Source organism: Streptomyces sp. NPDC025806 (assembly GCF_055558275.1).
This window is the reverse complement of the sequence record NZ_JBVHMU010000036.1, coordinates 1-24,165: the sequence shown is the minus strand read 5'-3', so window position 1 is coordinate 24,165 and position 24,165 is coordinate 1. Positions and strand designations below refer to the sequence as shown.

The window sequence follows — 24,165 nt, the reverse complement described above, 5'->3', positions numbered from 1 at the left end:
GCCGGCCGCGGACTTCCCCCGGCACGCGGCCGGCCCACCCCCCTCCAGAACCTCTTGCGGAACGGGATCATGACGCTCTCCACACCCACGCGCCCCGAGCGGGCCGGCCCACGGTGGAGCCCCGCCCAATGGGGCCTGCTGTTCGTGCTCGCGGGCAACATGCTCATCGACGCCCTGGAGGTGTCCGTCGCCCTGGTCGCGCTGCCCCGTGTCGGCGCGGACCTCGGCCTGGCCGCGGCGCGACTGCAGTGGGTGGTCTCCGGGTTCGCCGTCGGCTTCGGCGGGCTGCTGCTGTTCGGCGGCCGGCTCGTGGCGATACTCGGCCGCAGGCCCGTCTACCTCGCCGCGCTCCTGGTGTTCGCCGCCGCGTCCCTGGCGGGCGCGCTCACCGACAGCGCCACACTGCTGTTCGCGACCCGCTTCGTGAAGGGGTTCTGCGCCGCGCTGACCGCGCCCACCGGGCTCGCCATCATCGCGTCGACGTTCCCCGAAGGACCCGCCAGATCACGGGCGCTGTCGGTGTACTCCCTCTTCGGCGCCGGCGGCTTCTCGGCCGGACTGCTGCTGTCCGGGGCGCTCACCGAGGCCGGCTGGCGCTGGACCTTCGCCTTCCCCGCCCCCGTCGCCCTGCTGCTGTTCGCCGCCGCACTGCGCCTGATCCCGCGCGACGCGCCGGCCGCCGAGGCGCCGCGCCGCTACGACGCCGCCGGAGCGGCCACACTGACCGGCGCCATGCTGCTGCTGGTGGCCGCCCTCGCCGCGGGCGGCCGGCACGGCTGGCACCACCCCACGACACTCCTGTGCTTCACGGGCGCGGCCCTGCTCGGCCTCGGCTTCGTCCGCCTCGAACTCACCGTCCGCGAACCCCTGTTACGACTCGACCTGCTGCGCCACGGCCCGCTGCTGCGCTCCGCACTCGGCGCCGGCGCGCTCAACGGCTCGTACCTCGGCCTCCTCCTCGTGCTCACCCTCCAACTGCAGCAGCGCGCGGGGTACAGCCCCTGGCAGACGGGCCTCGCCTTCCTGCCGGCCGCCGCGCCCCTCGCGCTGACCGCGCTGTACTCCGGACGGATCGTCGCCCGGTTCGGCCCGCCCCGGCTGATCGCCGCCGGCGCCGCGGCGGCCCCGCTCGGCTACGCCCTCTACCGCCACGACGGCCCCCAGCCGTCCTACGGGACCGACGTGCTGCCCACGCTGCTGCTGGTCGGCGCCGCGTTCGTACTCGCCTTCACCGCCTTCCACGTACAGGCCACCAGCTCCGTGGCGCCCGCCGACCAGGCCGCGGCCGGCGGCCTCTACCAGACCTCCGTGCAACTGGGGGCGGCCGTCATGACCGCCCTGTGCGCCGCGCTGCTGCCCACCGGACAGCGCACGGTGCTGCACCTGATCACGGCCGTGGGACTGCTCGGCCTGCTCGTCGCACTGCGCGGCCTCGTGCCCCCGCGTGCCGTACCGGAAAGGAAGGGACAGTGACCCGCACGGCACGCTCCACCCGCACGTGCCCGTCCACCGCGGCGCCCGACCGCGCCACGCTCGCCGCGGCCGGCCACGCCGAGCGCCGAAGACTGCTCGACGGATACGTCCGCCAGGAACTCGGCCGCCTCATCGACCTCGCCCCGCACCTCGTCGACACCGTCGGCCGGCCCATGCGCTGCCTGGGCATCGGATCCATCGCCGGCCTCGAACTCCAGGCCCGGATGGAGAGCGCGCTGAACGTGCGGCTCAACCTCCAGATGCTGCTGCTCGCCAACAGCGCGGCCGAACTCGTGGAGTGCCTCGCCGGACAGCTCGGCCCGCAGCCCGAGCACCCCCGTCACGAGCCGCCGGTGCCCGCATGAACGCGCCCCACGTGAACGTACGCGACCTTGAGCCGCAGCTGCTCGCCCACCAGGCGGACGAGGACTTCGTGCTCACCGACGGGCAGGCCGACCTGTGGCTGATGCGCAGCCCCGGCGCCCACACCGCCCACCTGCTCGACCGCTCCGAACTCGACGACGCCGAGCGCGCCCGCGCCGACGCGTTCCTGCGGCCCGCCGACGGACTGCTCTACGCCACCGTCCATGTCGCGCTGCGCCGGCTGCTCGCCCGCTACCTGCGCACCACGCCGCGCGACGTGCGCTTCACCCGGGAGCCCTGCCCCGGCTGCGGCGCAGGTCACGGCCGCCCCGCGCTCGACCTGGCGCCGCTGCCGCTGCACTTCTCCGTGTCGCACAGCAGCGCCGTCGCCCTGGTGGGGGTGGCCGGCGTGCCGATCGGCGTCGACGTGGAGAGGCTGCCGAGGCCCTCGACGATCGACGTGTGCGCCCGCTTCCTGCACCCCGACGAGCAGGCCGAACTCGCCGCGGCGCACAGCCCGTCGGAGCGGGCCGAGGACTTCGGACGGATCTGGACCCGCAAGGAGGCCTTCCTCAAGGGCATCGGCACCGGCCTGAGCCGCTCCGCGGCCGAGGACTACCTCGGCGCGGACGCCGCCCGGCACCCGGCGGGCTGGAGCGTGCTGGACATTCCGTGCGGCGCCACCCACGCCGCCGCCCTCGCCGTGCACCGGGCCGAGCTGCTGAGCGCCGACGTCCGGTGGCTGGCCGAGGAGTGGCTGCGGTCGGCCACCGCGCCGGACCCACAGGCCGCGGCTGCGGCCCTCGCCTGCTGACCGACGACAAGGAAGTGATCAGGATGACCGGTACCGCATTTGTCTTCCCCGGGCAGGGCTCCGCCCGCGTCGGCATGGGCCAGGCCGTGCTCGACGCCCGGCCCGAACTGGCCGCCGCCTACCACCGGGTGGCCGAGCAGCACCTCGGCATCCCGCTGGCGCGGCTGTGCCGCAGCGGGCCCGCCCGGCACCTCGCCGACCCGGCCGTCGCCCAGCCGGCCGTCCTCGTCACGGGCCTGGTCACCTGGGAACTGCTGCGCTCGCGCGGCATCGAGCCCACGGTGGTCGCCGGCCACAGCCTGGGGGAGTACGCCGCCCTGGTCGCCGCGGGATCCCTGCGCTGGACCGACGCGCTGGCCCTCGTCCGGCTGCGCGGCGAACTCGTCGCCACCGTCGACGACCGGCTGCCCGGCGGCTCGGTCGCCGTCGTCGGCCTCGACCGGGGCCAGGTGGCCGACCTTTGCGAGGAAGCGGCCGAGGCCACCGGCGAGCTGCTGGAGATCGGCGCCGACAACGCGCCGGACCAGGCCGTGGTCGTCGGCCGGCGCGGCGCGCTCGACCACTTCGCCCGGCGGGCCCGGCAGGCCGGGGCGCTGCGGGTGGCCGAGCTGCGGGCCGGCGGCCCCTTCCACTCCAGCCTGCTGCGCGAGATCGAGGCGGAGTTCGCCGAGGCGCTCGACGACACCGACTTCCGCGACCCGCGCATCCCGGTCGTCTCGAGTGTCACCGCGCGGCCCGTCACCACCGCCGCCGAGGCCGTCGACGCCCTGCGCCGGCAGCTGACCAGCCCGGTGCGCTGGCGCGAGACCGTGCTGCGGCTGCGCTCACTGGGCGCCGAACGGTTCGTCGAGAGCGGCCCCGGCCTCGTGCTCGGCGGGCTGATCCGCTCGATCGACCCCGGCGCACGCGTCCACGCCGGCGCCAACGCCCGCCAACTCGGCCTCACCCAGGACCGGTTGGCACCGGCCGCCGTCTGAGCACCGACTTCTTACCAAGGAGAGTGGGGAACACCATGTCCGCGAGCGAGACGACGATACGGGCCCGGGTCGAGGAGCTGACGCAGCTCAAGGAGACGGCGCGCGCCGGAGACGCCGCCGCCACCGAACGCCAGCACGCCAAGGGCAAGCTCACCGCGCACGAGCGCGTCCAGCTCCTGCTCGACAAGGGCTCGTTCAACGAGGTCGAGACCCTGCGCCGGCACCGCGCCACCGGCTTCGGCCTGGAGTTCAGGAAGCCGCACAGCGACGGCGTCGTGACCGGCTGGGGCACCGTCCACGGCCGCACCGTCTTCGTCTACGCCCATGACTTCCGCATCTTCGGCGGCGCGCTCGGTGAGGCGCACGCCCAGAAGATCCACAAGATCATGGACCTGGCCGAGGCCGCCGGAGCCCCCCTGGTCTCCCTCAACGACGGCGCGGGCGCCCGCATCCAGGAGGGCGTCACCGCGCTCGCCGGCTACGGCGGCATCTTCCAGCGCAACACCAAGGCCTCGGGCGTCATCCCGCAGATCAGCGTGATGCTCGGCCCGTGCGCGGGCGGCGCCGCCTACAGCCCCGCCCTCACGGACTTCGTCTTCATGGTCCGCGAGACCTCGCAGATGTTCATCACCGGACCCGACGTCGTCAAGGCCGTGACCGGCGAGGAGATCACCCAGAACGGCCTGGGCGGCGCCGACGTGCACGCCGGCACCTCGGGCGTCGCGCACTTCGCGTACGACGACGAGGAGCACTGCATCGAGGACGTGCGCTACCTGCTGTCGCTGCTGCCCGCCAACAACCGCGAACTGTCCCCGGTGGAGCGCACCGGCGACCCGGCCGACCGGCTCAACGAGGCGCTGATCGACCTGGTCCCGGCCGACCCCGGCCAGGCGTACGACATGCGCAAGGTCATCGAGGAGGTCGTCGACGACGGCGAGTACTTCGAGGTGCACTCGGCCTGGGCGCCCAACCTCGTGTGCGCGTTCAGCCGCCTCGACGGGCACGTCGTCGGCATCGTCGCCAACCAGCCCGCCGCCATGGCCGGCGTCCTGGACATCGAGGCCTCCGAGAAGGGCGCGCGCTTCGTCCAGTTCTGCGACGCGTTCAACATCCCGCTGATCACCCTCGTCGACGTGCCCGGCTTCCTGCCCGGCGTCGACCAGGAGCACAACGGCGTCATCCGGCGCGGTGCCAAACTCCTGTACGCCTACTGCAACGCCACCGTGCCGCGCATCTCCCTCGTCGTCCGCAAGGCGTACGGCGGCGCCTACATCGTCATGGACTCCCGCTCCATCGGCGCCGACCTCGCGCTTGCCTGGCCCACCAACGAGATCGCCGTGATGGGCGCCGAGGGCGCCGCCAACGTCGTGTTCCGGCGCGAGATCAACGCCGCGGACGACCCGGAGGCCGTGCGCGCCGAGCGCATCCAGGAGTACAAGGACGAGCTCATGCACCCCTACTACGCGGCCGAGCGCGGGCTGATCGACGACGTCATCGACCCGCGCGAGACCCGCTCCGTGCTGATCCGCTCGTTGGAGATGCTGCGCGCCAAGCACGCCGAACTGCCCTCGCGCAAGCACGGCAATCCGCCGCAGTGAACCCGCCCGCAGTGACCCCGCCCGCAGTGAAGGAGTCCCACGTGACCGTCCCCGCCTGTGCACCGGCCGAGCTCATCCGGGTCGAGAAGGGAGCCCCCACCCCGGAGGAACTGGCCGCGATCACCGTGGCCCTGATCGCCACGCGCGGCAGCGGCCAGGAGAACGACGTGGCACTCGGGCCCGACCACCCGCTCGCCGCCTGGCGCCGCCCCGACCGCATGTCCGGGCACCGCGATGCCCGCAGCTGGCAAACCCCCGTCATGGGGCGAAAGGATCAACTGTCATGAAGGCACTGGTGTTGTCGGGCGGGTCCGGGACCCGTCTGCGCCCCTTCAGCTACTCCATGCCCAAACAGCTCATTCCGATAGCCAACAAGCCGGTCCTCGAGCACGTCCTCGACAACCTGCGGGAGGTGGGCGTCGACGAGGTCGGCATCATCGTCGGCGACCGCGCCGCCCAGATCGAGGCGGTGATCGGGGACGGCTCCCGGCTCGGCCTGAAGGTCACCTACATCCGCCAGGACCTGCCGCTGGGCCTCGCGCACTGTGTGACGCTGGCCCGCGAGTTCCTCGGCGACGACGACTTCGTGATGTACCTGGGCGACAACATGCTGCCCGACGGCGTCGCGGACATCGCCCGCGAGTTCACCCGCCGGCGCCCCGCCGCCCAGATCGTCGTGCACAAGGTCGCCGACCCGCGCGCCTTCGGCGTCGCCGAGCTGGACGCCGACGGACGCGTGGAGCGGCTCGTCGAGAAGCCCGAGCGGCCGCGCAGCGACCTCGCCCTGATCGGCGTGTACTTCTTCACGCCCGCCATCCACGAGGCGGTCGCCTCGATCGCCCCGAGCGCCCGGGGCGAACTGGAGATCACCGACGCGATTCAGTGGCTCGTCGAGCACGGCACCGACGTCAAGGCCAGCGTGTACGACGGCTACTGGAAGGACACCGGCCGCGCCGACGACGTCCTCGACTGCAACCGCAAGCTCCTGGAGAGCCTCGTACCGGCGGTGCGCGGCGACGTCGACGAGGCCTCCGTCCTGATCGGGCCGGTCGTCGTCGAGGAGGGCGCCCGCGTCGTCGGCTCGCGCATCGAGGGCCCGGCCGTCATCGCGGCCGGCACCCTCGTCGAGCACAGCCACATCGGCCCGTACACCTCCGTGGGCCGCGACTGCGTGCTGCGCCGCACCCACCTGGCCTCCTCCATCGCCCTGGACGGCGCCACCGTCACCGACGTACGGGGCCTGCACGGCTCCCTCATCGGCCGGATGGCCAGCATCGGCCCCGCGGACGTGGGCAGTTCCCATCACCGGCTGGTCGTCGGCGACCACACACAGATCGAGGTGGCGGCATGAAGATCCTGGTCACGGGCGGCGCCGGGTTCATCGGCTCGCACTACACACGCACCCTGCTCGACGGCGGCTACCCGGGCTACGAGGACGCCCACGTCACCGTCCTCGACAAGATGACCTACGCCGGGAACCGCGACAACCTGCCCGCCGCGCACGAGCGGCTCACCTTCGTCCAGGGCGACGTCTGCGACCTGGACCTGCTGCTCGACCTGCTGCCCGGACACGACGCGGTCGTGCACTTCGCGGCCGAGTCGCACGTCGACCGGTCCGTCGCCTCCGCCGCCGACTTCGTCCTCACCAACGTGGGCGGCACCCAGACCCTCCTGGAGGCCTGCCTGCGCACCGGCATCGCCCGGATCGTGCACGTCTCCACCGACGAGGTGTACGGCACCATCGACGAGGGCTCGTGGACCGAGCAGTGGCCGCTGCGGCCCAACTCGCCCTACGCCGCGTCCAAGGCGTCCGCCGACCTGATCGCCCGGTCGTACTGGCGCACCCACGGACTGGACCTGTCGATCACCCGCTGCTCCAACAACTACGGGCCCTACCAGCACCCCGAGAAGCTCATCCCGCTGTTCGTGACCAACCTGCTGGAGGGCACCCCGCTGCCGCTGTACGGCGATGGCCGCAACATCCGCGAATGGCTGCACGTCGACGACCACTGCCGGGCCGTCCAGCTGGTCCTGGCCGGCGGCCGGGCCGGCGAGGTGTACAACGTCGGCGGCGGCAACGAGCAGACCAACCGGGACATCACCGAGCGCCTGCTGGGGCTGTGCGACGCGGACTGGTCGCAGGTCCGGCACGTCGCCGACCGCAAGGGGCACGACCTGCGCTACTCGCTCGACGAGTCCAAGATCCGCGACGAGCTGGGCTACGCACCGCGCGTCGACTTCGCCCGGGGCCTGGCCGAGACCGTCGCCTGGTACCAGGACAACCCGTACTGGTGGAAGGCGGCCAAGGACCGGACGGCCCGGACGTGAACCGCTCGGTCGTGGTCCTGGGCGCCACCGGCTTCCTGGGCCGGCACGTCGCCGGCGCCTTCGAGGAGGCCGGCGACCGGGTGCTGCGCGTCTCGCGCAGCGCACCGCCCGGCGGCGCGCCCGGCCGCGCCGCCCTCGACCTGACCGCGGCCGGTCCGGGAGAGCTCGCCGCGTTCCTCGCGGCGCACCGGCCCGACGTCGTGGTCAACGCGGCGGGCACCGTGTGGCAGGCCGACGAGGAGCGGATGCGCGCGCTCAACGACACGTTCGTGCGCCGTCTCGTCGGCGTGCTGCCGGCCCTGCCGACGGCTCCGCGCCTCGTCCAGGTCGGCAGCGTCCACGAGTACGGCCCGGTGCCCGAGGGCACCTTGATCACCGAGGACCGTGCGCCGGCCCCCGTCGGCACGTACGGCCGCACCAAACTCCGCGGCACCGAGCAGGTCCTGGCCGCGGCCCGCGACGGCCTCGACGCCGTCGTGGTCCGGGTCACCAACGCGTGCGGCCCGGGCGCGCCGGAGCAGAGCCTGCCGGGGAAGGTGGCCTCCCACCTCGCCCGCCAGGCCGAGCGGCGCCGGCCCGTCGGCGAGCTGCGGCTGGCCCCGCTGCGGGCCCGCCGGGACTTCGTCGACGTACGGGATGTCGCCGATGCCGTCGTCGCCGCGGCCGAGCCGAGGCCCGGGACCGCGGGCCGGGTCTTCAACGTGGCCCGCGGCGAGGCCGTAGCCGCCCGGCGGCTGGTGGACCGGATGATCGAGCTGAGCGGCCTCACCGTCCGGCTCGTCGAACAGGCCCCCGCCGACCCGGTCCGCTCCGCCGCCGACTGGCAGCAGGCCGACATCACCCTCGCCCGGTGCCTGCTGGGCTGGCGGCCCCGACGCGGCCTCGACGCGTCCCTGCGCGACCTGCTCGCCTCCGTGTGAGCCCCGAAACCCTTTTCCCGCCTCACAAGTCAGGAAGTCAACGATGAGCGTCCACAAGGAACTCGTACTCGACGAGGTCCGCAAGTACCACCAGGACACCCGGCCCGACGGTGTCTTCGTGCCCGGGGTGACGGAGATCTGGCCCTCCGGCGCGGTCCTCGAGGAGGACGACCGGGTCGCCCTGGTCGAGGCGGCCCTGGAGATGCGGATCGCGGCGGGCCGCAGCTCGCGCCAGTTCGAGTCCCGGTTCGCGCGGCGCCTGAAACGGCGCAAGGCGCATCTGACGAACTCGGGCTCGTCCGCGAACCTGCTGGCGACGACGGCGCTGACCTCGCACCTGCTGGAGGACCGGCGGCTGCGCCCCGGCGACGAGGTCATCACGGTGGCCGCCGGATTCCCGACCACCGTCAACCCGATCCTGCAGAACGGCCTCGTGCCGGTCTTCGTCGACGTCGACCTGGGCACCTACAACACGACCGCCGACCGGGTCGCCCAGGCCATCGGCCCCAGGACCCGGGCCATCATCATCGCCCATGCGCTCGGCAACCCCTTCGAGGTCGCGGAGATAGCCCAGCTCGCCGAGGACCACGACCTGTTCCTCATCGAGGACAACTGCGACGCCGTCGGCGCGCTCTACGACGGCAAGCTCACCGGCACCTTCGGCGACCTGACGACGGTCAGCTTCTACCCGGCGCACCACCTGACGATGGGCGAGGGCGGCTGCGTCCTCACCTCGAACCTGGCCCTCGCGCGGATCGTGGAGTCGCTGCGCGACTGGGGCCGGGACTGCTGGTGCGAGCCGGGCGAGTCCAACAAGTGCCTCAAGCGGTTCAAGTACCAGATGGGCACGCTGCCGGCCGGCTACGACCACAAGTACATTTTCTCGCACGTCGGATACAACCTGAAGGCGACCGACCTGCAGGCCGCGCTCGGCCTGACCCAGCTGGGCAAGCTCGACGGCTTCATCGAGGCCCGTAAGGCCAACTGGCAGCGGCTGCGCGACGGTCTGGCCGACGTGCCGCACCTGATCCTGCCGCGGGCCACCGAGAACAGCGACCCCAGCTGGTTCGGCTTCGTGCTCACCGTCGAGCCGGACGCGCCGTTCAGCCGGGCCGCGCTGGTCGACTTCCTGGAGGACCGCAAGATCGGCACCCGCCGCCTGTTCGCCGGCAACCTGACCCGCCACCCGGCCTACCACGACCAGCCGCACCGCATCGTGGGCGACCTCGCCAACAGCGACATCATCACCGAGCAGACCTTCTGGATCGGCGTCTACCCGGGGCTGACCGACGAGATGCTCGACTACATGATCGCCTCGGTGAAGGAATTCGTGGAGGCCAACTCGTGACCGCGCCCGCCGCCGAGACGCTTCTCACCGCCCGCCACGACCCCGGCCTGCCCGCCCGGATCGCCCGCTCGGCCGCCGCCACCACCGGAGCGCACCTGCGCACCGAGGAGGTCACGCCGTGGCTGGACGGCCGCCGCCGCGCGCACCGCTTCGCCGTCGAGAAGATCCCGTTCGGCGAGCTCGAGGGCTGGTCCTTCGAGGAGGGCACCGGCAATCTCGTCCACGCCAGCGGCCGCTTCTTCTCCGTGGAGGGCCTGCGGGTCGGCGCGGACGACGCGACCTGGCACCAGCCGGTCATCAAGCAGCCCGAGGTCGGGATACTCGGCATCGTCGTCAAGGAGTTCGACGGCGTCCTGCACTTCCTGATGCAGGCCAAGATGGAGCCGGGCAACCCCAACCTGCTCCAGCTGTCGCCGACCGTGCAGGCCACCCGCAGCAACTACACCAAGGTGCACAAGGGCGCCGACGTGAAGTACATCGAGTACTTCGTGCAATCGGACCGCGGCCGCGTCCTCGCCGACGCGCTCCAGTCCGAACACGGCTCCTGGTTCCTGCACAAGAGCAACCGCAACATGATCGTCGAGGCGCGGGGCGAGGTGCCCCTGCACGACGACTTCGTCTGGCTGACCCTCGGCCAGATCGGTCAGCTCCTGCGCCGCGACAACGTGGTGAACATGGACGCGCGCACGGTGCTCGCCTGCGCGCCGTTCCCGGACGACACGGACGCGGCCCTGCACTCGGACACCGAGCTGCTGTCCTGGTTCACCGCCGAGCGGGCCCGCCACGACCTGGCCGTCCAGCGTGTCCCGCTGAAGGACCTGCCCGGCTGGACGCAGGACGAGCACACCGTCAGCCACCGCGACGGCCGCTACTTCGACGTCGTCGCCGTCCGCGTCGAGGCCGGCAGCCGCGAGGTCACCGGCTGGACGCAGCCCCTGTTCGAGCCGGTCGGACTCGGTGTCGCCGCCTTCCTGACCCGCACCTTCGACGGCGTACCGCACGTCCTGGCGCACGCGCGCGTCGAGGCCGGGTTCCTCGACACGACGGAGCTCGGCCCCACCGTCCAGTACACCCCGGGCAACTACGCCCACCTGCACGGCGGGGACCGGCCGCCGTTCCTCGACCTCGTCCTCGACGCGCCCGCCGACCGGATCCGCTACGCGGCCGTGCACGCCGAGGAGGGCGGCCGGTTCCTCAACGCCGAGAGCCGCTACCTGATCGTCGAGGCCGACGAGGACACGGCACCGCTGGACGCGCCGCCCGGCTACCGCTGGGTCACGCCCGCCCAGCTCACCTCGCTCGTCCGGCACGGGCACTACGTCAACGTGCAGGCCCGCACCCTGCTGGCCTGCCTCAACGCGATGCGGACCCCGGCGTGAGACCACCCCTGAGGATCGGAGTCCTGGGCTGCGCGGACATCGCGCTGCGCCGCATGCTGCCCGCCATGGCCGCGGCCGACGGCGTCGAGATCGCTGCTGTCGCCAGCCGGGACGCGGCACGGGCCCGCGAGGCCGCCGAGCGTTTCGGCACCCGCCCGGTGCACGGCTACGCCGCGCTGCTCGAGCGCTCCGACGTGGACGCGGTCTACATCCCGCTGCCCGCCGCGCTGCACGCCACCTGGACCGAGGCCGCGCTGCGCGCGGGCAAGCACGTCCTCGCGGAGAAGCCGCTCACCACGGACCTGGAACGCACCCGCGACCTGCTCGCCCTGGCCGCCGAGTCGCACCTGGTCCTCACCGAGAACGTGCTGTTCGTCCACCACCCGCAGCACGCGACGGTACGGCAATGGGTCGCCGACGGCCTGATCGGTGAACTGCGCTCCTTCCAGGCCGAGTTCGCGATCCCGAAGCTGCCCGGCACCGACATCCGATACGACGCCGGGCTCGGCGGCGGCGCCCTCCTCGACACCGGCGTCTACCCGGTCCGCGCGGCGCTGCACTTCCTCGGCCCCGAGCTGGACGTCGTCGGCGCCACGCTGCACGGCACCGCCGGACACACCGTGGACACCGCGGGCTCCGCGCTGCTCAGGCGCCCCGACGGGGTCACGGCCCACCTCACGTTCGGCCTCGACCACGGCTACAGCTCGCGCTACCTGCTGTGGGGGAGCGCCGGACGCATCACCGTCGACCGGGCCTTCACACCCCCCGCCGGCCACCGGCCGCAGGCACGCGTCGAGCTCCGCTCCGGAACACGGACGGAAGTCCTGCCCGCCGCCGACCAAGTCGCCGCGGCCGTAAGGTCGTTCGTCCGGTCGGTGGCCGACAGGGCGCGCGGCGACGACGACACCCTGCACCAGGCCCGCCTGGTCCGCGACATCGGTGCCTCGGCGGCGGTGCGCCGTGGCTGACACCGCCAGGGCGCAGCCGGCCCGGCCGAAGGCCGGGACCCGGAGCACCGGAGCGTGCGCCCCGATCCACGAACTCGTACGCCGACGTATCGCCTGGAGCGTGGCCGCCGCCGCGCCGCTGCGCAGACCGCGCTGACCGGCACGGCCGCACCACCACCCGGCCCTTGAGCACCCAGGAGCCTGGACCTCATGACCGATCCCCGCACTTCCGGTGCTCCGGAGGTAAGCGAACTCGTCCTCGACGTGGACGGCATCCCGTACTCGGCGCTGCTCGCCGAGCCGGCCGGAGCACCCCGGGCGGTCGTCGTCGCGATCCACGGCGGCGGCATGAGCGCCGCCTACTTCGACAGCCGCGCCCGCCCCGGACTGTCCCTGCTGGCCCTCGGGGCGCAGCTCGGCTACACCGTGCTGGCCGTCGACCGGCCCGGCTACGGGCGCTCCGCCGAGCACCTGCCGGACGGCCAGACGGTCACCGACCAGGCCACCACCCTGCACGGGATCCTGGCCGCCTTCGCCGAGAGGCACGACGTGGGAGCGGGCTTCTTCCTGCTCGCACACTCCAACGGGGGCAAGCTCGCCCTGGCCGCCGCGGCGGCCGACGAGGGCGGCGCGCTGCTGGGCCTCGACATCTCCGGTCTCGGCAGCCGGCTCGCCGTCGGCCCGCACCAGCTGCCCGGCCTCGACGGGCACGGCGACTGGCGCCGGCACTGGGGCTCGCTGCGCCTCTACCCGCCCGACGCCTTCCGGCTCGCCCGCGACCTGATCTCGCCCGTGCCGCTGCACGAGTCCCATCAGGGGCCGCTGTGGCCGGACCTGTACCCGGGCATCGCGGCGTTCGTCACCGTGCCGGTCCGCTTCACGTTCGCGGAGCAGGAGAGGTGGTGGGAGTTCGACGAGGACGCCCTCGCCGAACTGCGCCGCCCGCTGTCCGCGGCCGACGTGAGCGTCGACCACCAGCCGAACGCGGGCCACAACATCAGCCTCGGCTGGGCGGCGCGCAGTTACCACCTGAGGGCCATCGGCTTTCTGGAGGACTGTCTCGTGCGCACGCAGGCAGCACCGCCCACCGTCAACGTCACCGGGAGGAACGATGGACACGCAAGCACGGCAGGAAGAGGACGGGACACGGCCGGCGCTGCTGGCGGGGGAGGAGCAGGAGGTCCCCGACCGCTGCATCTTCCGGGGAATCGACTGACGCGCACCGTCTGACACTTCTCTGACGTAGTTCCTCGAAAAATGACAGAGCTCTGTAATGGCCGCTATTGATACGGGTTGCCGACTCCGGGATCCTGGAAGGGTCAACGGGTGCGGAATGAGGGGGGCATAGTTGATTCCGCGTGACTCCTGACCAGCTGAACCCAATGTCAAGGGAGTTATTCGGGATGGGTGTAGCCGAAAAAGGCCAGCAAGATGTCGCGCTCCCCCTCCGGCGGTTCGCCGCAGAGATAGAGGAGCTGCAGAGCACGGTGCGCGAGTTGAGCGATCGTGCCGAAATCAGCCGGCTCATCGATCGTTATATCGTTCTCCTCGATATCCAGGACGAGAACGGATTCGACAGCAGCTGGCCGTCCACGATATTCACCGAGGACGTTCGGATGCATTTTCCGATCGGCACGGTGAAAGGCATCGAGAAGGTCGCCGAATTCCACCACGCGGCCAAGGTCAGGTTCGACCGGACGCTGCACGTGGGCGCCAGTCACGACATCGCCCTGGCCGGCGACACGGCACGGGTGCGGATGCACGTGGTCGCCACCCATGTCCACGCGCCGCTGCCCGGGCAGGCGGACCGGATCGGCCCGCTGTTCGACATCGGCGGCTACTACAGCGGCGAGGCCGTGCGCACCCGGCACGGCTGGCGGCTGCGCGAGTGGGGCTTCCGTCTCGTCTGGGCCGACGGTCCCGGACCGGACGGCACCCCGGTGATGTGAACACGCGTGCTTGACCTCAAGCGCACTTGAGGGTGGAGCGTCGGTGTTGAAGCGACGGATCCACCCCCCCACCTTGGAGAACGGTGTGACGACGAATGAAGTGAAGCCTCCCGTACGGCAGCTGTACTGGATCCTGGCAGCCCTCATGACCGCCATGGTGCTGGCGATGCTCGACGGCCTGATCGTCGGCACCGCGATGCCGACGATCGTCGCCGACCTCGGCGGCCTCGACCACCTGTCGTGGGTCGTCACCGCCTACACCCTCACCACCGCGGCCTCCACGCCGATCTGGGGCAAGCTCGGCGACATGTACGGACGCAAGGGCATCTTCCTCACGTCCGTGGTCATCTTCCTGGCCGGCTCAGCGCTCGCCGGGATGTCCCAGGACATGGGCCAGCTGATCGCCCTGCGCGCCCTGCAGGGCCTGGGCGGCGGCGGCCTCATGGTCGGCGCCCTCGCCACCATCGGCGACCTCATCCCCATGCGGGAACGCGGCCGCTACCAAGGCATGCTGGCCACGGTCATGGGCGTCTCCATGGTCGCCGGACCCCTCGTCGGCGGCGTGATCACCGACCACCTCGGCTGGCGCTGGGCCTTCTACATCAACGTACCCATCGGCATCGTCGTCCTGATCACCCTGGCGCTCGTGCTCAAGCTGCCCAAGAAGCGGGCCAAGGCCAGGATCGACTACCTCGGGGCCGCACTGCTGACCGTCAGCATCGTCTCCCTCGTCCTGCTGTCCACCTGGGGCGGAACGCGCTACGCCTGGGCCTCGGCGCCCATCGTCGGGCTGGCCGTCCTCGGGGCGCTCGCCCTCGCCGCGTTCGTGGCGGCCGAGCGCCGGGCCGCCGAACCGGTCATCCCGCTGCGGGTGTTCCGCAGCTCCAACTTCTCCCTGATCACAGGGGTCGGCTTCTTCGCCGGCTTCGTCATGTTCGGCGCGATGACCTACCTGCCGGTGTTCCAGCAGAGCGTCCAGGGCGCCTCGGCCACCGACTCCGGCCTGCTGCTGCTCCCGGTGGTCATCGCGATGACGGCCGTCGGCATGATCGGCGGCCGACGGATCACGGAAAGCGGTCGCTTCAGTCGCTACGTACTGATCGGCACCGCCCTGATGACCATCGGCCTCGCCCTGTTCGCCCTGATGGGAGCCGGCACCTCCGCAGTCACCTCCTCGCTGTACATGGTGGTCTACGGCGCCGGCGCCGGGTTCATCACCCGCACCACGCTGCTCGTCTCGCAGAACAACGTGGAGGCGCGCGACCTCGGCGTGGCCTCCTCCACCGCCACCCTCATCCGCACCATCGGCGGTGCCTTCGGCGTCGCCGTGATGGGCACCGTGTTCACCTCCTCCATCGACACCGGGGCGAACGGAGCGCACGCCCAACTGGACGCCGCCTCGCTGGCCCGCATGTCCGAGGCCGCCCGCTCGACCTACACCCACGCCGTGGTCAGCGGCTCGCACAAGGCCTTCGTCCTGGCCGCGGTGATCGCCGCCGCCGGCTTCGTCACCGCCTGGTTCCTCAAGGACGTCCCCCTCGCGGACGGGAACACGCCCCAGGCGACCCGACCGGCCGCCCCGCTCGCCAAGCACAACGCGAGCACGGACTGAGCACCCGGCCGCGCACCCCCGATCCCCTCCTTTGTCCCCCAACCCTGGACAGGTGAAGCAAGTGCAGTGGAGTGACGTCTACATCTCCGCGGCGGCGGCATCCCTCGCCCCGCCCGAGAGCGTCGCCGACGCCGTCCGCCAAGGGCGCTGCGACGCGCGGGAGGCCGAGCTTCAGGACTACGCCCACATCAGCGTCGCGGCCGACGGACAGAACCCCGCCGACATGGCCGTGGCCGCGGGCCGCCTCGCGATGGAGCGCTCCGGCCGCACCGGCGCCGACGTGGAACTGCTCATGCACGCGAGCGTCGGCTTCCAGGGCATCGACCACTGGAGCCCCGCCGCCTACATACAGAACCGGACCGTCGGCGGGCGCGCCGCCGCCTTCGAGGTGAAGCAGGCCTCCAACGGCGCGCTCGTCGCCCTCAACCTGGCCGCCGCACACGTCACTTCGGCCGCGTCGTCGTCGGCGGTGCTGATCACCACCGGCGACACCTACCCCCTGCCCGTCTTCGACCGCTACCGCTCCGACCAGGGCACGGTCCGCGCCGACGGCAGCGCGGCCATGCTGGTGACCCGCGGCCACGGCGTCGCCCGCGTCCTGTCGACGTCCCTGGTCGGCGACGCCACGCACGAGGAGATCCACCGGGCCGGCCAGCAGTGGACGACGACCCCCGGCGAGGCCGGCTGGCCCGTCGACCTGCGCGCCCGCAAGGAGGGGTACCTGCGCACCGACGCGCAGCCCGGGCACGCCGTCTCGCAGACCCTGCTCGGCGGCAACGCGGAAGCCCTGCGGATCGCGCTGGCCGACGCCAAGACGAGCCTCGACGACCTTGAGGTCCTGGTGCTGCCGAACCTCGGCCGGCAGGCCGCCGACCGCATGTTCCGCCTCACCGAACAGGGCATCGGCTTCTCCCGCACCTGCTGGGACTGGGGCCGCGACGTCGGCCACATCGGCGCCGGCGACCAACTGGCCGCCCTCGCCCACCTCTTCGAGACCCGCCGGGTGCACATCGGCGACCGGATCGCCCTGTGCGGCCTCGGCAGCGGATTCACCTTCGGCTGCGCCGTCCTGGAGATCACCGCCGAGCCCGACTGGTCTCCGTCGGCCTGAACCGCCCGACCCCGCACGCACCCCCACACACCAGGCGCACGCACCGTGCGCCGTAGGAAGGAAACCCATGAGCAACGCCCCCCTCAAGCTGGCCGTCATCATCGGCAGTGTCAGGGACGGCCGGTTCGGCCCGACCGTCGCCCGGTGGTTCGCCGGCCAGGCCGAGCAGCGGACCGACCTCGACGTCGACCTCATCGACCTCGCCGAGTTCCCGCTGCCGCTGGTCATGCCGTCGTTCGGGCAGAAGCCCGACGCGCGGACCGCCGAGATCCACGCCGCGCTCGGCGAGCGCCTCGGCGCGGCCGACGCCTTCGTCGTCGTCACGCCCGAGTACAACCACACCGTCGCGCCCGCCCTGGCCAACACGATCAACTGGTACAAGGCGCCGTGGGAGGCCAAGCCCGTCGGCCTGATCTCCTACGGCGGCATGGGCGGCGGCCTGCGCGCCGCGGAGCACCTGCGGCAGATCTTCGCCGAGCTGCACGCCATCACGGTGCGCGACATGCTCAGCTTCCACAACGCCTGGACCAGCTTCCACGAGGACGGCGAGGCGGTCAGCCCCGAGGGCAGCGAGGCCGCCGCCAAGGGCCTGCTCGACCAGCTGTCCTGGTGGGGCGAGACCCTGCGGTACGCCCGCGCCACCCGCCCCTACCAGGCCTGACCCGCCGGCGGCCCACACCCTCTCGACGGCCGGCCCGGACCCACGGGCCGGCCGTCGCAGTGTCCGCCCGCACCCCACCCCGTCAGGAGGACCCCGCTCATGCCCACGCAGCTGCCCGTACGGCAGTGCCAGAGCGTGCTCAACACCATCCACTCCACGGTCTACTTCAGCCCGGACCACGACGGGGAGATGGCGGCGTTCGGCGTGACCGACCCCATGGCCTGCTACCTGGCCGGCCGCGCCGCCGCACTCGGGCCGGTCGGCCCCGGCGTCGTCACCGCCGCGTTCTACAGCTTCCGGCACGACATGATCGGCGGGCACCTGCCCGCCCTGTGGCAGCGCATCACGCCCGAGGAGGCGACGGCCGCCCGGACCCGCGCCGCCGACCTCACCCTGCGCCGCGTCCTCGGCCCCGAGGCGATCGGCTCCTCCGCGATGCGCCGGGCCGCGCTGCTGGCGCTGCGCGCCACGGAGGGCGGCACCCGCCACGGGCGGACCCTGTACGCCGCCCTCGCCGACCAGCCGGTGCCCGAGGAGCCGCACCTCGCCCTGTGGCACGCGGCCACCCTGCTGCGCGAACACCGCGGCGACAGCCACATCGGGGCACTGACCGCCGCGGACCTGGACGGCATCGAGGCGCTCGTCTCGCACAGCGCCAGTGACACCGGCATGCCGCGCGACGTGGTGATGACCAAGCGGGGCTGGACCGAGGGGGACTGGACGGCCGCCGAGCGGCGCCTGAACGAGCGCGGACTCCTGGACGCCGACGGCCGCCTCACCGGACAGGGCCGCACCCTGCGCGAGGACCTGGAGCACGACACAGACCGGCGCGACCGCGCGCCCTACGAGCACCTCGGCGCCGACGGCGCGGCCGAACTCACGCGACTCGCGGGGGAGTTCGTCGCCGCGGCGGCTGCCGGCGGCGCCTTCCCGCCGTTCCTCGTCGACCTGTTCGCCCCCGCACGGCGCGGCTGACCCGCACACCGACCCGGACCCACCAGGAGAGACGACCCGACATGCGCATCCTCTTCATCGCGGGGGCCAGCTCGGCCACCGTGTTCGCGCTCGCACCCCTGGCCACGGCCGCACGCCAGGCCGGACACGAAGTGATCATGGCGGCCACGCAGGAGATGACCCCGGTCATCACCGGAGTCGGCCTGCCCGCCGTCCCCGTCACCGCCAAGACCATCCCCGACTTCCTCCTGCGGGACCGCGCCGGGAACCCCGTCCCCGTACCCACCACCCCCGCCGCCCAGATGCACCACACAGGCGGCTGGTTCGCCCGGATGGCCGTCGACAGCCTGCCCTCGCTCGACGAGCTGTCCGCCGCCTGGCACCCCGACCTCGTCGTCGGCGGCACCCTGTCCTACGCGGCCCCGCTGCTGGCCACCCGCCTCGGCGTGCCCTGCGTACGACACGCGTGGGACGCCATGGAGTACGCGGCGATGGACGCCGGAGCCGAGGACGAACTGGCGCCGGAACTCGCCGCGGCGGGGCTGACCGCACTGCCCGCGCCCGACCTGTTCATCGACATCAGCCCGCCGTCCGTCCGCCCCGACCACGACCTGCCGATCCAGCCGATGCGCTGGACCCCCGGCAACGCCCAGCGGCAGCTGGAGCCCTGGATGTACACCAAGGGCGACCGGCCGCGCATCTGCCTGACCTCCGGCAGCCGGGTCGCCAGCGGACAGGAGGTCGACCGCAACTACACGTTCCTGCGCGCCATGGTCGAGGAGTTCGCCGCGCTCGGCGCCGAACTCGTCGTGGCCGCACCGGAGAAGGCCGCCCAGGGACTGCGCCAGGAGACCACCGGCGCACGCATCGGCTGGGTCCCGCTCGACGTGCTCGCCCCCACCTGCGACGTGATCGTCCACCACGGCGGCGGAGTCACCGCACTGACCGCCGCCAACGCGGGCGTACCGCAGGTGATCGTGCCGAAGGCCGCCAACTTCGCCGCCGCCGCCCACCGCCTTGCCGACCGCGGCGGCGCCGTCGTGCTCGGCGAGGACGAGGACGCGCCCCGCACCATCGCCAAGGCCGCCGGCCACATCGTCGGCGAGCCGGCCTACCGCGCCGCCGCCCGGAACCTGGCCGACGAGATCGCCGGGATGCCCCTGCCGTCGACCGTCGTCGCGGCCCTGGAACAGCTTCGCAGACAGCCCTGACCCCCCGGCCGGAACGGACCGAACCATGCGCGTACTGATCGCCGCCTTCCCCCTCGCGTCCCACCTGTATCCCCTCGTACCGCTGGCCTGGGCCCTGCAGTCCGCCGGACACACCGTGACCGTCGCCACCCAACCCGGGCTCCTGAAACCCGACATGACCGAGATGGCCGCCGGGGCCGGCCTCACCGTCGTCCCGCTCGGGGTGCGGGAGGACCTGCTGCCCATGGGACGGGCCCGCCTGTCCGGACAGCACCCCGAACTCGCCCCCGACGCCCTCGCGGTGGACCCCGAGCACCTCGACGACTGGCGGACCACCCGCGCCGGCATGGCCTTCCAGTGGGCGATGAACTACGCGCTGGACGCCCCCGCCGACGGCGGCCGCCCCGTCGTGGACCACCTCGTCGACCTCGTACGCGACACGGAACCCGACCTCGTCCTGTGGGACCCCCTGTGCTTCCCCGCGGCGATGGCGGCCAGAGCCGCCGGCGTCGCCCACGGACGGGTGCTCTTCGGCAACGACAACGTCGCGCACATCAGGGCCCTGTCCCTCGCCGACTGCGCCCGCACCGGCACCGACCCCGCGCACGACCCGCTCATCACCTGGATGGACCCGCTGCTGCGCCGCCACGGCCTCGACTACACCGAGGAGATCCTGCTCGGCCAGTGGACCGTGGACATCCTGCGCACGGGACGACGCGCCCGCCACGACCTTCCCGGCCTGACGTACCTGCCCGTGCGCGCGGTCCCCTACAACGGCTCCACCGTGCTCCCGCCCTGGCTGGTCCAGCCCCCTCGGTCGCCGCGCGTCTGCCTCACCCTGGGCCAGACCAGCCGCCCCCTGGTGCGCTTCGGCCGCACCGACGTGTCCGTCGCCGACCTGATCGCCGCGGCCGAAGGGCTCGACATCGAACTCGTCGCGACCCTCAACGCCGACCAGCTGGCCCAGGTCGGCCGGCTCCCCGACAACGTACGCGTCATCGACTACCTGCCGCTCAACGCCGTCCTGCCCAGCTGCGCCGCGATCGTCCACCACGGCGGCGCCGGCACCGTGGCCGCCGCGGTGGCCCACCGCGTACCGCAGGTCATCGTGCCCAACGAGCGCTGGGACGAGATCAGCCAGGCGCGCTACATCGCCGAGCGCGGCGCCGGCCTCGTCCTGCCGCCGGCCGAACTCACCCCGGACGCACTGCGCGAGAAGCTGCAACAGGTGCTGTGCCACCCCTGGGCCAGACAGGGCGCGCACCGCCTGCACCAGGACACCCTCAGCGCACCCACCCCCGCCGAACTCGTGCCCACCCTCGAACGTCTGGCGGCCCGGCCGGACCAGCCCCTCACCAAGGAGACCCCGTGAACGTCCAGGTAGTCATCGACATCGCCTGCGCCCACTCCTACGTCGCCGTGACCCGCCTGTACCGGGCGGCCGGCACACTGCGCGCCAAGGGAGAGGAGATCACCATCTCCTTCCTGCCGTTCCAGCTCGCACCCCACGCCTCGGGCACGGCCACCCCGCTGATCGAGGCCCTGGAGCGGCACCTCGGGCAGGGCGTGCGCGAGAGCATCGAGTGGATGGCGACCGAGGCCCGCGGCGACGGACTCACCCTGGACTACGAACGGGCCCTCGCCACCAACACGTTCGAGAGCCACCGGCTGCTCGCCCTTGCCGGCGCCCAGGGACGTCAGGAACCCATGGCCGAGCGGCTGTTCCGGGCCCACTTCACCGAAGGCCTCGACATCGGCGACCCGGCCGTCCTCGCCCGCCTCGCCGACGAGACCGGCGTCACCTTCGACGACACCGGACGCGCCGAACTGGAGGCCGAACTGGCCCGGGTGCGCTCCCTCGGCATCACCGGCGTACCCGTCTTCTTCTTCGAGAACGGCAAGGTGCTCAGCGGTTCGCAGAGCGAGCAGACGCTGACGGCGGCCCTGACGACCTGACACAGGGCCTTCGCCCACGCCGCACACGCTGCTGAGTGGCATCACCCGGGCATGAGCGGGCCATCGATCCGGGGTGGGCGACGTTCTCACACCAGGCATCGGCTTGGTGGGTGCGCTGGGCGGCTCGCTGCTGGGCACGCAGGCGGCGATCAAGGGCGTGCGGGACGCGGACTCCGCGCGTCAGATGCTCGGGATTGTGGAACTGGCCGAACGAGTCTCGCCGGCCTCGGTCGGCACGGTGCCGCCGCCGGCTGTGTGGATGCGTACGAGCCGGAAGTTGCGTTGCCAGGCGCTGTCCCACGCGGTCGGGCACCACTCAGCATCGATCTCCTCCAACGCCTCCCGCCGGACTCAGCCAGCGCCCCGGCCTCCGAGCCGACCGGCTCGCCCGCTGCGCGGCGGGCCTCGAGCTCGTCAGCGAGCTTTGCTGCTGCCCGCTGTGCCTTGGCCCAGTTCCCGACGGGGTAGCCGTTCCACACCGCCCCCACCGGTGGCAGGAAGTGCCCGTGCTCGCTCGCCCATTTCCGCGCGGCTGCGAGGCCTTCTTCGAAGGCGAGGTCCTGGTGGGACCACACCATCCCCAGCTGGTCGAGCTCACGGGCCCGCTCCCGCTCCAGGCGCCCCGTCCTCCGCCTTTCACCTGCCCCACCCGTACGCACCGGCCCACCCCTGCTCACCGGTCGAGCATCTGTTCGTAGACGGCCAGCGCCCGCCGTGCCGCCTGTCCCCAGCTGAACTGCTCCTGGTCTCAGTTCGTTCTGCTCTTCTCCACTCCCAGGATCAGCCCGCCCTTGCCGTCCGACCGCGCGACAACGCGCTCGCCGGGCCGGACGATCGGCAGCTGGTTCATGGAGACGCCCTCCTGCGAAAGATCAACGAGAGAGCTGAACGGAAGCACTGGGTAAACCGGTTTGTTCTGGAAGTCCAGAACAAACAACCCGCCCAACGGAGGTGACGAACCGTCAGGAACGACTGCGTTTGTTCTAGATCCTCAGAACACCAGCGAGTGGTTTGTTCTGAGGATCTAGAACAAACCACTTCGAGTTCCCACAGGTCAGACAAGGTTTCGCGTGAAAACGTTCTTATCTGTAACTAGAGCTTCAATCATCTCCACCGCGACTCACACACCTCCATCAGTGACCGTCAACTACCCTCCGCCCCAGACGTATCGGACTGTTCCTCCTGTTGCCCACGAGCTTGACCTTGCACCCTCCATGTGTGCTGATAGTTGGGGTTTGGCGATGTTTGGTCGGTTGGGTGCAGACTTCTCCCCCATTGAGGTGTTTGTGGTGGTCAGCGGGTGGGGGAGTGCGAGGTTGGCCGCGTGCGCCCGCTGGAGGACTGCGACGGACGCGTATGTGCCGATCACCGTCGCTGTGTCGAAGTCCTGTACCCAGGAGGGGAGTTCACCTGCATTGGTGGTGCAGGGTCTCAGTGAGCCTTTTCCGACCTCGCGCTGAGGTGTGGTGAAGGGCTGGTATGGCATCCACGACGATGAGTTCAGTGGCCGCCTGTGTCTACGCTGATTCCGGCAGGCGCCTTACGCGGTGCCGGAGGTACCTGTTTCGTCGGGGTCTACGTTCCTTCGCCGACGTGCCCACGTCTCCTTCGCGCACCGCCACAGGTACCACCAGGCCAGCATCCCGACTGTCCCCCATGCGAGACGCTCCACAACGCCTATCTGCTTGAAGGCCACAGTCCCGGGGGCGCCAATGGCCACCCCGATGGCGAGTATGACCAGCCTCGGGTCCACCAGCAGGCGTGATTTCTTTGGCGGCATGGTTCCCCACTCCCCGGCGGCTGGCCGCCGGCCCAAGGCTGGGGCGGCAGTTGGGCGCCCTGGTACCGAAAGATGGCGAAGCTCCTGATAGGAGGATCGTCGACCAAGATCAACCCACGCTACAAAGAGCTTCGCGTGCTGGTTTACCCGTCGGCGATCGATCTGTCTACACGGACCGTGCGCGTCCTCGCAGAGCGCCTCACCCGCCGACGGCGCGAGGTGGGCTCCCGCTGGCGCAAAGTCTCCGCCGGTCAGCAGGCGTTTCAGCATGAGGTTGAAAACGGCTCAGTACCTGTAACCCTGTCGGCAATTTTTCTCTCCTACGACGGAAACTCTGCTAAATCTACTGAGGACAGCTAGCCGATTCGTTCCGAAACCAAGAAAAGCTGACCCAAGCACTAAAGGCGTAACCTGAGCGTCTTCTGACTTCACGCTCACCGGGGCAGGTAATGTGCAGTCAGATTCTAATCTGCCTTGCTAGAAAGTTTGACACACCGATCCGCGCGAGGGCTGATCCGAAGCCTCAACCCCCGGATCCACGCCCCAGCGCAACCCCGCCACCGCTCTTGACGGCCCGTCACAACCGACTCGCCAGAGCGCCCAGCAGCCAGCCCGGTAATTCGCTCCGCGAATTACCGCAGGCCGAATTGCGGAGCAATTCGAGCCCCGGACAACGGAGTTGTCCGCACCGGCCGGCGGAGCCGGCCGCGCTGGAGGGCGGAGCCCTCCAGCGGGCAACGCGGAGCGTTGCCGTCTTTCCGCCACGTAGTGGCGGCGCGTCGTGTCTGCGGAGCAGACCGCGCGC

At 71.7% G+C, this 24,165-nt stretch carries 22 protein-coding genes and 1 pseudogene; 22 read left to right on the top strand and 1 reads right to left on the bottom strand.

The genetic code is table 11. The features are described from left to right. Positions 1–69 precede the first annotated feature (69 nt). The 21 genes from ACZ4E1_RS39040 to ACZ4E1_RS38940 all read left to right on the top strand — a co-directional run bounded on the left by ACZ4E1_RS39040 (position 70) and on the right by ACZ4E1_RS38940 (position 21,580). A complete protein-coding gene (locus tag ACZ4E1_RS39040) occupies positions 70–1,473 on the top strand; it encodes an MFS transporter (protein ID WP_467548560.1) in 1,404 nt (467 codons plus the stop codon). Next, entirely contained in the window at positions 1,470–1,838 is a 369-nt protein-coding gene (locus tag ACZ4E1_RS39035; RefSeq protein WP_467548558.1) for an acyl carrier protein, read from the top strand. Before ACZ4E1_RS39040 ends, ACZ4E1_RS39035 begins: the two co-directional genes overlap by 4 nt. Further along, the gene (locus tag ACZ4E1_RS39030; protein ID WP_467548556.1) at positions 1,835–2,650 is read left to right on the top strand and encodes a 4'-phosphopantetheinyl transferase family protein; all 816 of its coding nucleotides are present in this window, start codon (positions 1,835–1,837) and stop codon (positions 2,648–2,650) included. Before ACZ4E1_RS39035 ends, ACZ4E1_RS39030 begins: the two co-directional genes overlap by 4 nt. A 23-nt stretch (positions 2,651–2,673) precedes the next feature. Further along, a complete protein-coding gene (locus ACZ4E1_RS39025; protein ID WP_467548554.1) occupies positions 2,674–3,627 on the top strand; it encodes an ACP S-malonyltransferase in 954 nt (317 codons plus the stop codon). A 35-nt stretch (positions 3,628–3,662) separates the two neighbouring features. Then, a complete protein-coding gene (locus ACZ4E1_RS39020) occupies positions 3,663–5,225 on the top strand; it encodes an acyl-CoA carboxylase subunit beta (RefSeq protein ID WP_467548552.1) in 1,563 nt (520 codons plus the stop codon). Between the two features lie 41 nt (positions 5,226–5,266). Beyond that, the gene (locus ACZ4E1_RS39015) at positions 5,267–5,512 is read left to right on the top strand and encodes an acyl-CoA carboxylase subunit epsilon (protein WP_360859873.1); all 246 of its coding nucleotides are present in this window, start codon (positions 5,267–5,269) and stop codon (positions 5,510–5,512) included. Continuing rightward, positions 5,509–6,576 carry a glucose-1-phosphate thymidylyltransferase gene (locus ACZ4E1_RS39010; RefSeq protein WP_360859870.1) on the top strand — a complete coding sequence of 356 codons (1,068 nt, stop codon included), beginning with the start codon at positions 5,509–5,511 and terminating at the stop codon, positions 6,574–6,576. Before ACZ4E1_RS39015 ends, ACZ4E1_RS39010 begins: the two co-directional genes overlap by 4 nt. Beyond that, complete coding sequence (gene rfbB, locus ACZ4E1_RS39005) at positions 6,573–7,553, top strand: dTDP-glucose 4,6-dehydratase (protein ID WP_467548549.1); 981 nt, start codon at positions 6,573–6,575, stop codon at positions 7,551–7,553. Before ACZ4E1_RS39010 ends, rfbB begins: the two co-directional genes overlap by 4 nt. After that, positions 7,550–8,473, top strand: a complete 924-nt coding sequence (locus ACZ4E1_RS39000; RefSeq protein ID WP_467548547.1) for an NAD-dependent epimerase/dehydratase family protein — start codon at positions 7,550–7,552, stop codon at positions 8,471–8,473. The genes rfbB and ACZ4E1_RS39000 overlap by 4 nt, the downstream gene beginning before the upstream one ends. A gap of 43 nt (positions 8,474–8,516) precedes the next feature. Then, positions 8,517–9,821, top strand: a complete 1,305-nt coding sequence (gene rfbH, locus ACZ4E1_RS38995) for a lipopolysaccharide biosynthesis protein RfbH (RefSeq protein ID WP_360859861.1) — start codon at positions 8,517–8,519, stop codon at positions 9,819–9,821. Next, on the top strand, positions 9,818–11,200 hold the full coding sequence (locus ACZ4E1_RS38990; protein ID WP_467548545.1) for an NDP-hexose 2,3-dehydratase family protein: 1,383 nt from the start codon (positions 9,818–9,820) through the stop codon (positions 11,198–11,200). Before rfbH ends, ACZ4E1_RS38990 begins: the two co-directional genes overlap by 4 nt. After that, positions 11,197–12,168 (top strand): Gfo/Idh/MocA family protein, encoded by a 972-nt coding sequence (locus ACZ4E1_RS38985; protein WP_467548543.1) that lies wholly within the window; start codon positions 11,197–11,199, stop codon positions 12,166–12,168. The genes ACZ4E1_RS38990 and ACZ4E1_RS38985 overlap by 4 nt, the downstream gene beginning before the upstream one ends. Before the next feature lie 189 nt (positions 12,169–12,357). Beyond that, positions 12,358–13,377 carry an alpha/beta hydrolase gene (locus ACZ4E1_RS38980; protein ID WP_360859850.1) on the top strand — a complete coding sequence of 340 codons (1,020 nt, stop codon included), beginning with the start codon at positions 12,358–12,360 and terminating at the stop codon, positions 13,375–13,377. Between the two features lie 173 nt (positions 13,378–13,550). Beyond that, on the top strand, positions 13,551–14,096 hold the full coding sequence (locus ACZ4E1_RS38975) for a nuclear transport factor 2 family protein (RefSeq protein WP_467548540.1): 546 nt from the start codon (positions 13,551–13,553) through the stop codon (positions 14,094–14,096). Between the two features lie 145 nt (positions 14,097–14,241). After that, positions 14,242–15,708, top strand: a complete 1,467-nt coding sequence (locus tag ACZ4E1_RS38970) for an MDR family MFS transporter (protein WP_360859986.1) — start codon at positions 14,242–14,244, stop codon at positions 15,706–15,708. A 52-nt stretch (positions 15,709–15,760) separates the two neighbouring features. Continuing rightward, positions 15,761–16,819 carry a ketoacyl-ACP synthase III family protein gene (locus tag ACZ4E1_RS38965; RefSeq protein ID WP_360859847.1) on the top strand — a complete coding sequence of 353 codons (1,059 nt, stop codon included), beginning with the start codon at positions 15,761–15,763 and terminating at the stop codon, positions 16,817–16,819. Between the two features lie 67 nt (positions 16,820–16,886). After that, positions 16,887–17,480 carry an NADPH-dependent FMN reductase gene (locus tag ACZ4E1_RS38960; RefSeq protein WP_360859845.1) on the top strand — a complete coding sequence of 198 codons (594 nt, stop codon included), beginning with the start codon at positions 16,887–16,889 and terminating at the stop codon, positions 17,478–17,480. A 99-nt stretch (positions 17,481–17,579) separates the two neighbouring features. After that, positions 17,580–18,455: an SCO6745 family protein gene (locus tag ACZ4E1_RS38955; protein ID WP_360859842.1), complete on the top strand. Its 876-nt coding sequence runs from the start codon at positions 17,580–17,582 to the stop codon at positions 18,453–18,455. A 41-nt stretch (positions 18,456–18,496) separates the two neighbouring features. Next, positions 18,497–19,645: a nucleotide disphospho-sugar-binding domain-containing protein gene (locus ACZ4E1_RS38950; RefSeq protein ID WP_467548537.1), complete on the top strand. Its 1,149-nt coding sequence runs from the start codon at positions 18,497–18,499 to the stop codon at positions 19,643–19,645. Positions 19,646–19,670: 25 nt separating this feature from the next. Continuing rightward, the gene (locus ACZ4E1_RS38945; RefSeq protein WP_467548535.1) at positions 19,671–20,996 is read left to right on the top strand and encodes a nucleotide disphospho-sugar-binding domain-containing protein; all 1,326 of its coding nucleotides are present in this window, start codon (positions 19,671–19,673) and stop codon (positions 20,994–20,996) included. Further along, positions 20,993–21,580, top strand: a complete 588-nt coding sequence (locus ACZ4E1_RS38940) for a DsbA family oxidoreductase (protein WP_360859832.1) — start codon at positions 20,993–20,995, stop codon at positions 21,578–21,580. The genes ACZ4E1_RS38945 and ACZ4E1_RS38940 overlap by 4 nt, the downstream gene beginning before the upstream one ends. Before the next feature lie 149 nt (positions 21,581–21,729). Here ACZ4E1_RS38940 and ACZ4E1_RS38935 read toward each other — a convergent pair whose 3' ends face one another. Then, complete coding sequence (locus ACZ4E1_RS38935) at positions 21,730–22,158, bottom strand: helicase associated domain-containing protein (RefSeq protein ID WP_467548532.1); 429 nt, start codon at positions 22,156–22,158, stop codon at positions 21,730–21,732. A gap of 1,337 nt (positions 22,159–23,495) precedes the next feature. On the opposite strand from ACZ4E1_RS38935, the pseudogene ACZ4E1_RS38930 reads away from it, so the two are divergent. After that, positions 23,496–23,621, top strand: a pseudogene (locus ACZ4E1_RS38930) (IS5/IS1182 family transposase); the annotation flags it as partial. Positions 23,622–24,165: the final 544 nt, after the last annotated feature.